This is a genomic window from Qipengyuania sp. SS22, from assembly GCF_025736935.1.
Taxonomy (GTDB): domain Bacteria; phylum Pseudomonadota; class Alphaproteobacteria; order Sphingomonadales; family Sphingomonadaceae; genus Qipengyuania.
In genome coordinates this window covers 101985-113776 of the sequence record NZ_CP107048.1, presented here as the reverse complement: position 1 = coordinate 113776, position 11792 = coordinate 101985, and the positions used below count along the sequence as shown (strand labels likewise).

General features: G+C 65.3%; 10 protein-coding genes. 6 read left to right on the top strand and 4 right to left on the bottom strand.

Features of this window, described 5'->3' with window-relative positions; translation table 11 throughout:
• The first annotated feature begins 95 nt into the window (after positions 1 to 95).
• The 6 genes from N6L26_RS00540 to N6L26_RS00515 all read left to right on the top strand — a co-directional run bounded on the left by N6L26_RS00540 (position 96) and on the right by N6L26_RS00515 (position 6552).
• Positions 96 to 893 carry a transglutaminase-like domain-containing protein gene (locus N6L26_RS00540; protein WP_263606123.1) on the top strand — a complete coding sequence of 266 codons (798 nt, stop codon included), beginning with the start codon at positions 96 to 98 and terminating at the stop codon, positions 891 to 893.
• A gap of 85 nt (positions 894 to 978) precedes the next feature.
• A complete protein-coding gene (gene zwf / locus N6L26_RS00535; RefSeq protein WP_263606122.1) occupies positions 979 to 2421 on the top strand; it encodes a glucose-6-phosphate dehydrogenase in 1443 nt (480 codons plus the stop codon).
• The gene (gene edd, locus N6L26_RS00530) at positions 2411 to 4228 is read left to right on the top strand and encodes a phosphogluconate dehydratase (protein ID WP_263606121.1); all 1818 of its coding nucleotides are present in this window, start codon (positions 2411 to 2413) and stop codon (positions 4226 to 4228) included. Before zwf ends, edd begins: the two co-directional genes overlap by 11 nt.
• Positions 4229 to 4230: 2 nt before the next feature.
• On the top strand, positions 4231 to 5199 hold the full coding sequence (gene glk, locus N6L26_RS00525; protein WP_412071357.1) for a glucokinase: 969 nt from the start codon (positions 4231 to 4233) through the stop codon (positions 5197 to 5199).
• A 14-nt stretch (positions 5200 to 5213) separates the two neighbouring features.
• Positions 5214 to 5807 carry a bifunctional 4-hydroxy-2-oxoglutarate aldolase/2-dehydro-3-deoxy-phosphogluconate aldolase gene (gene eda, locus N6L26_RS00520; RefSeq protein WP_263607317.1) on the top strand — a complete coding sequence of 198 codons (594 nt, stop codon included), beginning with the start codon at positions 5214 to 5216 and terminating at the stop codon, positions 5805 to 5807.
• A gap of 82 nt (positions 5808 to 5889) precedes the next feature.
• Positions 5890 to 6552 carry a L,D-transpeptidase family protein gene (locus N6L26_RS00515; protein WP_263606119.1) on the top strand — a complete coding sequence of 221 codons (663 nt, stop codon included), beginning with the start codon at positions 5890 to 5892 and terminating at the stop codon, positions 6550 to 6552.
• Between the two features lie 6 nt (positions 6553 to 6558).
• Here the strand turns inward: N6L26_RS00515 and tilS are convergent, their stop codons facing one another.
• The 4 genes from tilS to ptsP all read right to left on the bottom strand — a co-directional run bounded on the left by tilS (position 6559) and on the right by ptsP (position 11758).
• The gene (gene tilS, locus N6L26_RS00510) at positions 6559 to 7428 is read right to left on the bottom strand and encodes a tRNA lysidine(34) synthetase TilS (protein WP_263607316.1); all 870 of its coding nucleotides are present in this window, start codon (positions 7426 to 7428) and stop codon (positions 6559 to 6561) included.
• Between the two features lie 70 nt (positions 7429 to 7498).
• On the bottom strand, positions 7499 to 8416 hold the full coding sequence (locus tag N6L26_RS00505) for a tetratricopeptide repeat protein (RefSeq protein WP_263606118.1): 918 nt from the start codon (positions 8414 to 8416) through the stop codon (positions 7499 to 7501).
• 103 nt (positions 8417 to 8519) lie between these two features.
• On the bottom strand, positions 8520 to 9347 hold the full coding sequence (locus N6L26_RS00500) for a helix-turn-helix domain-containing protein (protein ID WP_263606117.1): 828 nt from the start codon (positions 9345 to 9347) through the stop codon (positions 8520 to 8522).
• Positions 9348 to 9487: 140 nt separating this feature from the next.
• Positions 9488 to 11758, bottom strand: a complete 2271-nt coding sequence (ptsP, locus tag N6L26_RS00495; RefSeq protein ID WP_263606116.1) for a phosphoenolpyruvate--protein phosphotransferase — start codon at positions 11756 to 11758, stop codon at positions 9488 to 9490.
• Positions 11759 to 11792 lie beyond the last annotated feature (34 nt).

The window sequence follows — 11792 nt, the reverse complement described above, 5'->3', positions numbered from 1 at the left end:
TCATAACTTAAGTGTTTCAAAGGGCCCCGTTTACGGGGCCCTTTTTCGTTTCGCCGATGCGAAACGAACCTCCGACTGCGGCGTTGACCCCTCATATGCCGATCTCCATCGAAACCCGCTTCGCTTTCCACCTCCCCGCACCCACCGATGTGCTGCTGCAATTCGAGGTGGCTGCCATCCCCGAACAGACGATCCTGTCGAGCGAGACACGGCTGGGGGACAGCGAACATTGTGCCCGCGTCCCCGCGCGCGACCACATTGGCGAACGGATCTGGATCCGCGCCGAGGGTGAGTTCGAAGTCGACTACCGTGCGCAGGTGGAACTCAACCGCCACCTCGACACACTGGAGAACATGACCGCCCTCGCCCCGCACGAACTGCCCGGCGAAGCAGTCGAATACCTCTTCGACAGCCGCTATTGTCCGGCCGACGATTTCCAGTCCTTCGTCGAAGCGCAGTTTGCGGGCACCACCGGCGGTGCCCGGGTGGCCGCGATCCGTGACTGGATCGCCGAGCACTTCAGCTACACGCCGGGCAGCTCGACCACCGAGACCGGGGCCGCAGAGACCTTCATCTCGCGCAAGGGCATCTGCCGCGACTATGCGCATGTGCTGGTGACGCTGGCGCGCGCCAGCACCATCCCCGCGCGGTATGTTGCGTGCTATGCCCCAGGCGTGCAGCCCCCCGATTTCCACGCCATTGCCGAGGTCTTCCTGGCCGACCCGAACCGCGCTGACGGGGGAACCTGGCAACTCGTCGACGCGACCGACATGGCCGACCCCGCTGAAACCGTGAAAATCGGGATTGGCCGCGACGCCGCCGATGTCAGTTTCCTCACCAGTTTCGGTCCCAATGACTTTCGGTCCAGCGCGGTCAGCGTGAAGAAAGAATAGGAATGCAGGCGGCTGGTGTGCATGAGTTGGCGCTGGTAACCGCATCGACCAGGAGTGACCAACCGATGATTGCCTGGCCCCACGCATGAGTGTGAACGCCGACCGCCTGCTGCTCTTCGGCGCGACCGGAGACCTGGCGCAGCGCATGCTGTTGCCCTCGCTGTGCGCACTGGATGCCGACGGTCTGCTCGAGCCGGATCTCAAAATCGTCGGCACCGCCCGCTCGGAAATGACATCACAGGAATATCGCGATTGGGCGCGCACTGCTCTCGAAAAGAACCTTCCCGACCACCGGCGGAGCGGCGTTGACAGCTTTCTCGGCCGGCTCAGCTACGTACCCGTCGATGCCACGACGCTCGACGGCTATGACGAGCTCGCCAAGGAAGTCGGCACCTATGACAAGGGTCTGGCGATCTTTCTGTCGACCGCGCCCAGCCTGTTCGAACCGACCATTGACGGGCTCGTCCATGCCGGGCTGACCGAAGGCAATGTCCGTATCGGGCTGGAAAAGCCGCTCGGCACCGATCTCGCCAGCAGCGAGGAAATCAACAATGCGGTCGCCAAGGCGTTCAGCGAAGACCGCATTTTCCGCATCGATCACTACCTCGGTAAGGAGACGGTGCAGAACCTGCTCGCGCTGCGGTTCGCCAATCTGCTGTTCGAGCCGGTCTGGAACGCCACCTATATCGATCACGTCCAGATCACCGTTGCCGAGACGATCGGGCTGGAATCGCGGGTCGCCTATTACGACGACAGCGGCGCCTTGCGCGACATGGTGCAGAACCACATGCTGCAATTGCTCGCACTGGTGGCGATGGAGCCGCCGACGAGCTTCGATTCCACCGCCGTGCGTGACGAGAAGGTCAAGGTCCTGCGCGCGCTTCGCCCAATCGCGAAGGGTGAAACCGTGACCGGTCAGTACCGCGCGGGCGCGGTCGATGGGGCCGCCGTCCCCGGCTATGACGAGGAGCTGGGCAAGCCCAGCGACACCGAGACCTTCGTCGCATTGAAGGCGCATGTCGACAATTGGCGCTGGAAGGGTGTGCCCTTCTACCTGCGCACCGGCAAACGCCTGCCCGAACGCGTGACCGAAATCGTGATCCAGTTCCGCTGCATCCCGCATTCGATCTTCGAAGGCCGCGGCGCGAGCACCAAGCCGAACCGGTTGGTCATCGGCATCCAGCCCGAAGAGAACGTCCAGCTGTCGATGATGGCCAAGGTGCCGGGGCTCGACCGCGAGGGCATCCGCCTGCGGCAGGTCCCGCTCGACATTGCCATGCCCGATGCCTTTTCCGGAACGGTCCGCCGGATCGCCTACGAACGCCTGCTCCTAGACCTGATCGAAGGGGACCAGACGCTGTTCGTGCGCCGCGACGAGGTCGAGGCGCAATGGGAGTGGATCGATGCGATCCGCGCGCTGTGGGACCGCGAAGAGATCACGCCCAAGCCCTATGGCGCGGGCAGCTGGGGACCCAGCGCGGCCATAGCGCTTGCCGAACGCGACGGAGTGACCTGGCATGACGAATAAGCCGCTCAACGACACGATCCACCGCGTCACCCAGCGCGTGATCGACAATTCGCGCGACAGCCGCACCGACTATCTCGAGCTGATGGACCGCGAGGGCGACCGGCAGGTCAACCGCGGTTCGCTGTCCTGCTCCAACCTGGCGCATGCCTTCGCGGGGGCGGAAGAAGACCAGGCCGCGATCATGGCCGCGCGGGGGCCGAACCTCGGCATCGTTACCGCTTATAACGACATGCTTTCCGCGCATCAGCCTTACCATCGCTACCCGGAGCGGATGAAAATCTGGGCGCGCGAAGTTGGCGCGACCGTGCAGGTTGCGGGCGGCACACCCGCCATGTGCGACGGGGTGACGCAGGGCGAGGCGGGGATGGAGCTGTCGCTGTTCAGCCGCGACACCATCGCGCTGTCGACCGTGGTCGCACTGAGCCATGCGATGTACGACGGCGTCGCGCTGCTGGGCATTTGCGACAAGATCGTGCCGGGCCTGCTGATGGGGGCGCTGCGCTTCGGCCACCTTCCCGCGATCTTCGTGCCCTCCGGCCCGATGGGCACCGGCATTTCTAACAAGGAAAAGCAGCGCGTCCGCCAGCTTTATGCCGAGGGCAAGGCCACCCGCGAGGAATTGCTGGCGAGCGAGATGGGCAGCTATCATTCGGCGGGCACCTGCACCTTTTACGGCACCGCCAATTCCAATCAGATGATGATGGAGATGATGGGCCTGCATGTGCCCGGCGCAGCCTTCGTCCAGCCCGGCGCGAAGCTGCGGCAGGAACTGAGCCGCGCGGCCACGCACCGGCTGGCGGCGATCGGCAAGTCGGGTGACGATTTCCGCCCGCTCGCGCGCGTCGTCGACGAAAAGGCGATCGTCAATGCCGCCATCGGCCTGCTCGCAACGGGCGGATCGACCAATCACGCGATCCATATCCCCGCGATGGCGCGCTCGGCAGGCATCCGCTTCGACTGGGCCGATCTGGCGGAATTGTCCTCTGTCGTTCCGCTCGTCGCGCGCGTCTATCCCAATGGCTCGGGCGATGTGAACCATTTCCATGAGGCCGGCGGGATCGGTTATGTGATCGGCACGCTGCTGGAAGAGGGCCTCGCCCATTCCGACATCATGACTATCTGGGATGGCGGGTTCGAAAGCTATTCACGCGAGCCCGGCATGGATGACGATGCGCTGACCTGGCGCGATCCGGGCCCCTCGGGCGATAGCGAGATGCTGCGCCCCGCTTCCGCGCCGTTCGAACCCGATGGCGGCATGCGCCTTGTCGAAGGCAACCTCGGCCGCGCGTGCTTCAAATCCTCCGCCGTCGAACGCGAGCGCTGGACCGTCGAGGCACCTTGCCGCGTGTTCGAAACCCAGCACGCGGTAAACGAGGCATTCAAGCTGGGCGAGCTCGATCGCGACGTCGTCGTCGTGGTCCGCTTCCAGGGGCCGCGGGCCAATGGCATGCCCGAACTGCACAAGCTTACCCCCGCGCTTGGTGTGCTGCAGGATCGCGGCTACCGCGTCGCGCTGGTCACCGATGGCCGCATGTCGGGCGCATCGGGCAAGGTCCCCGCAGCGATCCACTGCACACCCGAAGCGCGCGGCGGCGGCCCGCTGTCGCGGCTGAGCGATGGCGATGTTGTGCGAGTCTGCGCCGCCACGGGCACGCTGTCGACCGAAGCCGATCTCGACAGCCGCGATCCCGCCCCGGCACCCCCGCCCGAGACGGGCATGGGCCGAGAATTCTTCGCCATGTTCCGCGCGAATGCCGATGGCGCCGAACAGGGTGCATCGTCGATGCTGGCACTGGCCGGGCTGTGAGCGTGGACCTCGTCAGCGTCGATATCGGGGGCACCCATGCGCGGTTCGCGCTGGCCACCGTGCATGACGACGGGACGATCGTCCTGGGCGAACCCGAAACGCTGCACACCGACGAATATGCCAGCTTTCAGACCGCGTGGGAGGATTTCCGCAAGCGGATGGGCGGCACCCTGCCGCCGCGCGTGGCGATGGCGATTGCGGGGCCGGTCGGCAGCGATGTCATCCGCTTCACCAACAATCCGTGGATCATTCGCCCCGCGCTGATCAAGCAGAAACTCGGCGTCGAGAACTACTTCCTCGTCAATGACTTCGAAGCGGTCGCACATGCAGTGGCGCGCGCGCCGGAGGAGCAGTTCCTGCACCTTGCCGGGCCCGACCAACCGCTGACTGCCGATGGCACGATCAGCGTGCTTGGTCCCGGGACGGGGCTGGGCGTCGCCCACCTGTGGCGTTCGGGCAGCGATTACCGCGTGCAGGCAACCGAGGGCGGCCATATCGATTTTGCCCCGCTCGACAGTATCGAGGATGCGATCCTTGCACGGCTGCGCAAGCGCCATACGCGCGTATCGGTCGAGCGGGTCGTCTCCGGTCCGGCGATCGTCGACATCTACCAGACGCTGGCCGCGATGGAAAAACGCAAGACGCGCGACGAGGAAGATATTGCGATCTGGACCCGCGCCATGAGCGACGAGGAAAGCCTCGCCGCCGCCGCGCTCGACCGGTTCTGCCTGTCACTGGGCAGCGTCGCGGGCGATATCGCGCTGGCGCAGGGCGGCTTTGGCGGTGTCGTGATCGCCGGCGGGCTCGGCTATCGCCTGCGCGACCATCTACCCAAATCGGGTTTTGCCCAGCGCTTTCGCGCCAAGGGGCGCTTTGCTCAATTGATGGCGACCATTCCGGTCAAGCTCATCACCCATCCCCAGCCGGGCCTGTTCGGCGCGGCAGCAGCCTTTGCCAGGAGACACGCTTGACCATTGCCGACATCATGCAGACCGCACCGGTCATTCCGGTGATCGTGATCGATGAGTTGGAGCATGCCGTACCGCTCGCGCGCGCGCTGGTGGCGGGCGGGCTGCCGGTGCTGGAAGTGACGATGCGCACTCCCGCCGCACTCGATGCGATCCGCGCGATGCGCCAGGTCGAAGGCGCGGTGGTCGGCGCGGGGACGGTTACCAACCCGTCCGAACTCGCCGCCGCGGTCGATGCCGGCAGCCAGTTCATCGTTTCGCCCGGGCTGACCGAGCCGCTGGGCAAGGCTGCCATAAGCGCAAATATCCCCTTCCTGCCCGGTATCGCCAACGCCGGGGACATCATGCGCGGGCTCGATCTGGGCCTCACCCATTTCAAATTCTTCCCCGCCATGGCGGCGGGCGGCCTGCCTGCGCTCAAGGCCTTGGCCGCACCTTTCGGCCAATGCCGTTTCTGCCCGACCGGAGGTGTTTCGCTGGCCAATGCGCCCGAATGGCTCGGCTTCGATCCGGTGCTGTGCGTCGGCGGTAGCTGGGTTGCCCCGCGCGGCGCGGTCGACGAGGTCGAGGTCGAGCGTTTAGCACGCGAGGCCGCCGCGCTGGCTGCCTAGCACCCCCCCCGATCCGTCCCGGTGCGGGGCGTTCTTTTCCGGCTAGGTGGAAAATTCAACCATTCATGCGCATAATGGGTGGATGGACGTGATTTTGAAATGGATCGGCGGGGGAACCGTCGCCGCAGCGCTGGTACTGGCGGGCGTCGCTATGGGCGGACGCGCAACCGCCGAGGCCGAAACGCCGGAGATGGCGACCGCAGCCCCGGAGCCGGAGCCGGTGGTGCAACCCATCGAAGTCCATGGCGCGCTTGCAGCCAAGGCAGTTGCCGACGCCAAACGCCTTTACACCGTCCGCCGGATCCTGCCGATCGACGGACCGATCAAATATGGCGAGTGGCATTGGGATGACGAGGGCGTCCCCGATGGGCCGCTGCTGGTCACTGTCGACCTTGATGCGCGGGTAATCTCGATCTTTCGCGGCGGGTATGAAATCGGCGCCGCGGCGGTCATGCTCGGCACCGACGAGCATCCGACCCCGACCGGAGTCTTCCCGATCCTGTGGAAGCAGCGGCACAATGTCTCCGAGAAATACGGCAACGCACCGATGCCCTGGAGCATGTTCCTGACGACCGACGGGGTCGCTATCCATGGCGGCAGCGTCGTCGAGAACGGTTATGCCAGCCATGGCTGCATCGGCGTGCCCGACGATATCGCCAAGCGTCTGTTCGCGATCGCCAAGAAGGGCGACAAGATCGTGATTACCAGAGGTGAGCAGATGACCGTCGGCGACAGCATCATCTGATGTGAATCACCCGCTGCGACGCGGCGGTTCCGGCGTGCAGATAAAACTATTGCCGCGCTGTTCGACCAGCACACCCGCGATATTGCTTCGCCCATTCGCCGCTTTCAGGAATGCGGCGACCTCGCCATGCGAAATCTCGCCGCCAAGGATAGCAACTGCGCGTGCGATCAGCCGCGCGGAGGTATCGCGCGTAGGTCCGACCGGCACCGCAACGCGTGCATCACCGATCACAGCCGCATCTTCCCACACCTGGTCGGCGACTATCTGTAGCGCTTGATCAGCCTCCTCCAAATGCGCAGCGGACCGGGCCAGTGCAACGGGGTCGATCCAGTCGGCCTCCTCCAGCGCGCGCCGGATACGCACGCGGTCGTAGCGTTCGTCGCGGTTGCTCGGGTCCTCGACAAACGGAATCCTCAGGCGCTCGACGAGATCGCGTAGCTCTTGCTTGCGGAAACCGAGCAGCGGGCGAACCACCGGAACTCCGCAGCCCTTGATTCTCGTGGACGAGCGGATCCCGGCAAGTCCGCCCAGCCCGCCACCCCGATTGAGCCGCATCAGCAGCGTTTCGGCCTGGTCGTCGGCATGGTGCGCAGTCGCGAGCGCGGCCAGTTCGCGCTCGCGCGCCCATTTTCCCAAGGCCGCATAGCGCGCCGCGCGCGCGCGGTCCTGCACATTGCCCTGCTCTACCCGGACCGTGAGCACGCGGCAGCGGATGTTCCGTTCGGCGCAGACCCGCGCGACCACCGCGCATTCCTCGGCTGCCTCGGGGCGCAGGCCGTGGTCGACCGTCGCCACTTCGATCCCATCGCCCAGCATCTCTTGCGCCAGTGCCAACAGCGCCATGCTGTCGGGCCCGCCCGATACCGCGAGGCCCAGCCTGCCGTTCAGATGGAAGCGATCAAAAGCCGCTTCGAAGCGCGCTAGCTGCGCGGGCCCGATGTCCCCATCAATCGCACGTCACCTTGCCGCGATTGGCCTCGTACTGGCTCTGCAAACGGCCCGCGGCGAGCGCAGGATAGGTCTCGGAGAATTCGGCCAGCGCGATGCAGGCGCGCCGCGTGTCCTTGAGCGCAATCATGGTTTCGGCGAGATAGAGCAGGCTGTCGCCCGCGCGCGCGCCGGTCTTGTCTTCCTGATAATTCTTGAGGAACCACGGCGCCGCTTCCTTGGCCTTGCCGTCATCGAGATAGGCACGGCCCAGCAGGTTGCGGCCATAGGTCGTGCGCCAGTGATCGGGGTTCTGCTCGACGAACAGCGTCAATTGCTGCTGCGCTTCGGGAAAGAACCCTGCATCCCACAGGCGGAAGCCATAGGAATATTCGTCGTCCGCCGCATCGTCGGTCTGCGGCTTGGCAATCGCCTGCACTGCGGCGAGACGTGCATCGCTCGGTCCCGCGGCAGGTGCCGTCGCCGTCGCGGTGACATTGCGCGTTGCGCCCGCACTCGCAGTGGGCGTGGCGGCGGGCGCCGTTGCCGCTACCGTGGTCGATCCTCTACCGCCTTCGAGTGTATCCATCCGCTCGCTCAACAGGCGGACCGCATTGGCGTTTTCCTCGTTCAGCGCCGTCTGGCGCTGGAGCTGCGCTTCGAGCGCGTCGAGCCGCGTCAGGATGTCGGTCACCGCCGTGGTCGAGGTACTCGGCCCGGTCGAGGATACGGTGGGCTGCGCGCTGATCTGGGGCTCGAAGAAGCGTCCGTCGCCGCCGGGGAACACCTTGCGCTGCAGCGCCCGCACCTCGGCCTCGAGCCGGCGCATGCGCGCTTCGTCGGTGCTGTCCTGCGGCAGCGCTGGCGTGGCGGTCGCCAGCAAGGCAAAACCCGCCCCAAGGAACGTCAGGTTGCGGGTAATCGATCCGAAAGTCATCGGGAGGCTCCTGGTGGGATGTCCGTAGGCGGCGGAAATTGCCCTAGCCCCGCGAATCTGTCGAGGCCATGATGCGGGCTTATCCCCCTCCGGACAGGGAAAATTAACCGCCGTCGGCGGCGGGAGAAGCGGGAGCTGCCGGTCGTTCGGCGCGCGCCAGCAGTGCTTCGGCGGTGATCGGGGCATCCTTGATGACCTCGTCCACCTCGGACAGCTTGGGGACCGAACGGCCAGCCACGGTTATTGCCAGCGCATAGGGTCGGCCGGTCCAGACCTGCGGCCCTTCGGCATCGGCGGGCACGGTAAAGCTGTCACCCTCGGCCATTTGCGCCTCGTACAGACGCTCGCCGTTGGCATCGTAAAACTTGACCCAGGTTCCATCCATCTCGCTGGTGAAGACCACCGGGCCTGCGGCCGCAGGGGCCGCTGCCTTTGCGGGGGCATCGCTGTCCGCCGCAGTGTCCGCGACCTGCGCATCGGGATCCCGCAGCGGCGCCGGGCCCATGCCGGGGGCGAAATAGCTGCTGTAGAAGGCGTAGATCCCGCCCAGCAACAGCACGGCTGCGAACAGCGCAAACCACGCCAGCCCGCGTCCTGGGACGCGCGCGGGATCGCCGGGTTCGAACTTGGCGGGCGCATCGCCGTCATGGTCGCCTTGGGCGAGTTCCATGCGAGCCTGTTCGACAATCTCGCGCTCATCCAGTCCGACTAGCCGGGCATAGGTGCGCGAAAAGCCGACGGCATAGGTTCGTGCGGGGAGATCGGCGAGTCGGCCGTTCTCGATAGTCAGCAGATGGCGTTGGGGTATGCGAGTCTCTGCCGCGACCTGCGTCAGCTCCATCCCCGCTTCCTCACGCGCCTGCTTGAGCCGCGCGCCGACCGTGCCGGTTGGCACAACCGGTTCTTGTTCAAGAATTTCTTCGTCGCTCATGCGATCCCCGATAATGCGATCCCGCGGTTTTCCCGCATGTGGTCTTGACGCAGGAAAAGCGAACCCGCGGTACGCCTGTCAAGCATGCAGCATAACACAGTTGGTATCTATGGACGAGAAGAGGTGCATTCGCGACGAAATCAGTCGAGATCGATATCGCGTTCGCTGGCCCATTTGTGCAACTCGGCGCGCATGTCGTCCGGCGGCGAGGCAAGCAGCCGCTTCATATACTCCGTCAGTTCGGCCAGATCGACCTTGCGTACCAGTTCCTTGATCGGGCCGACCGCGGCGGGCGTGATCGACAGCCGCCGATAGCCGATCCCGAGCAGCGCCAGCGCTTCGAGCCGTCGCCCGCCCATTTCGCCGCAGACGCCAAGCCGGACATTCTGCCCGACCAGCGTCTGCGAAACGCGCGCAAGGAAGCGCAGGATAGCCGGACTGAGCCAGTCGTAGCGCTCCGCCAGCTTGGGGTTGGCGCGATCCGCAGCAAACAGGAACTGCGTAAGATCGTTGGTCCCGACCGAGATAAAGGACAGCTTGGGTGCCAAGACGTCGAGCATGTCGGCCAAGGCCGGCACTTCGAGCATACAGCCATATTCAATCGCTTCGGGCACCAGCTTGCGCCGGTCGCGCAGGAAGGCGAGCTGTTCGTCGAAGACTTTCTTCCCGGCGTCGAACTCCCATGGCTCACTGACCATCGGGAACATCACCGAAAGCGTGCGGCCCGCCGCGGCTTCAAGCAGCGCCCGCGCCTGAGCCTTGAGCAGACCCTCGCGTTCGAGCGAGAGCCGCAGCGCGCGCCAGCCCATCGCCGGGTTCTCTTCCCGCTCCGCCACGGCGTTGGCGAGATAGGGGACGACCTTGTCACCGCCGATATCGACCGTGCGGAAGATGACCGGCTTGTCGCCCGCCGCATCGAGCACATCGCGATAGAGCCGCATCTGGCGATCGCGCTGCGGGAGGGTGGAAGACACCAGGAACTGGAATTCGGTGCGAAACAGCCCGACGCCGTCCGCGCCGCTCATCGCCAGCGCGCTCATGTCGTCGCGCAGGCCTGCATTCATCATCACCGTGATGCGCGTACCATCGCGGGTAAAGGGCTCGACATCGCGCAGCTCCGCGTAAGCTGCCTGCTTTTCGCGGGTCCTGGCGAAGCGGGTCTCGAACGCTTCGAACACCTGCTGGTTTGGGCGCAGAGTGACCCGCGCCTTGTCGGCATCGAGGATCACCTCGTCGCCTTCGGCAACCCGCGTCCGGATACCTGTGACCCGGCCCATTACCGGCACACCCATGGCGCGCGCCACGATCACGACATGCGCGGTGAGCGAGCCTTCTTCGAGTACCACGCCCTTGAGCCGGCGCCGGTCGTATTCGAGCAGTTCGGCCGGACCCAGATTGCGCGCAAACAGGATCGTGTCACGCCGCAGTCCCTGCGTCGCCGCAGTGCCAAGCTGGCCCGAAACGATCCGCAGCAGGCGATTGGAAAGGTCCTCCAGATCGTGCATCCGGTCTTGCAGCAGCGCATCGTCGATCTCGCGCATGCGCATGCGGGTGCGCTGCTGGACGCGTTCGATCGCCGCCTCGGCGGTCAGGCCGCTGTCGATCGCCTCGTTGATCCGGCGGCTCCAGCCTTCGTCATAAGCGAACATCTTGTAGGTCTCGAGCACCTCGACATGCTCGCCGCCCTTGCCGAATTCCGCTTCCTTGCCGAGCGCGTCGATCTGGTCGCGCATCTTGTCGAAGGCGCGATAGACGCGCTGGCGTTCGGCTTCGATATCCTCGGCCACGACCTGGTCGATCTCGATCCGCGGCTGGTGGAAGACCGCGTGCCCTGCCGCGAGACCCTTCACCAGTGCCAGGCCCTCGAGCACATCGTTCTCGACATGCGCAATCTCGAGGTCGATCGGCCCTTCGCCATCGACCAGTTCCTTGTGCGCGATCAGCTCGGACAGGACCATCGCGGTGGTCTGCAGCGCCTCGATCTCGATTTCCTCGTAGCGGCGCGGATCGACATGCTGAACGCACAGCACCCCCACCGCGCGCTCGCGATAGACGATCGGCACACCGGCGAAGGAATGGAACTTTTCCTCCCCCGTCTCGGGGCGATAGGCGAAATCGGGGTGGGCCTTGGCCTCGGCCAGGTTGAGCGTTTCGATATTGTTGGCGATGGTCCCGGTCAGGCCTTCGCCCACTGCCAGCCGCGTGACATGGACCGCTTCGGCGTTGAGGCCCTGCGTCGCGTAAAGCTCCAGCGCGCCTTCGCGCAGCAGGTAGATCGAGCAGACCTCGCTCGTCAGGCTCTCGGCGATGATCTCGACCACGCGGTCGAGTTTGTGCTGTGCATGGGTACGCCCGGCCATGACCTCGTGCAGGCGCGTAAGTATCTGGCGGGCGGAAGCAACTGCGGACATGCCTCAGCCTATAGCAAATATGTGGTCGGGCGGA

Coding starts and splice junctions, on each gene's coding strand:
- N6L26_RS00540 (WP_263606123.1), top strand. CDS start 96: ATGCCGATCTCCATCGAAACCCGCTTCGCTTTCCACCTCCCCGCACCC.
- edd (WP_263606121.1), top strand. CDS start 2,411: ATGACGAATAAGCCGCTCAACGACACGATCCACCGCGTCACCCAGCGC.
- ptsP (WP_263606116.1), bottom strand. CDS start 11,758: ATGTCCGCAGTTGCTTCCGCCCGCCAGATACTTACGCGCCTGCACGAG.
- N6L26_RS00515 (WP_263606119.1), top strand. CDS start 5,890: ATGGACGTGATTTTGAAATGGATCGGCGGGGGAACCGTCGCCGCAGCG.
- N6L26_RS00505 (WP_263606118.1), bottom strand. CDS start 8,416: ATGACTTTCGGATCGATTACCCGCAACCTGACGTTCCTTGGGGCGGGT.
- N6L26_RS00500 (WP_263606117.1), bottom strand. CDS start 9,347: ATGAGCGACGAAGAAATTCTTGAACAAGAACCGGTTGTGCCAACCGGC.
- eda (WP_263607317.1), top strand. CDS start 5,214: ATGCAGACCGCACCGGTCATTCCGGTGATCGTGATCGATGAGTTGGAG.
- zwf (WP_263606122.1), top strand. CDS start 979: ATGAGTGTGAACGCCGACCGCCTGCTGCTCTTCGGCGCGACCGGAGAC.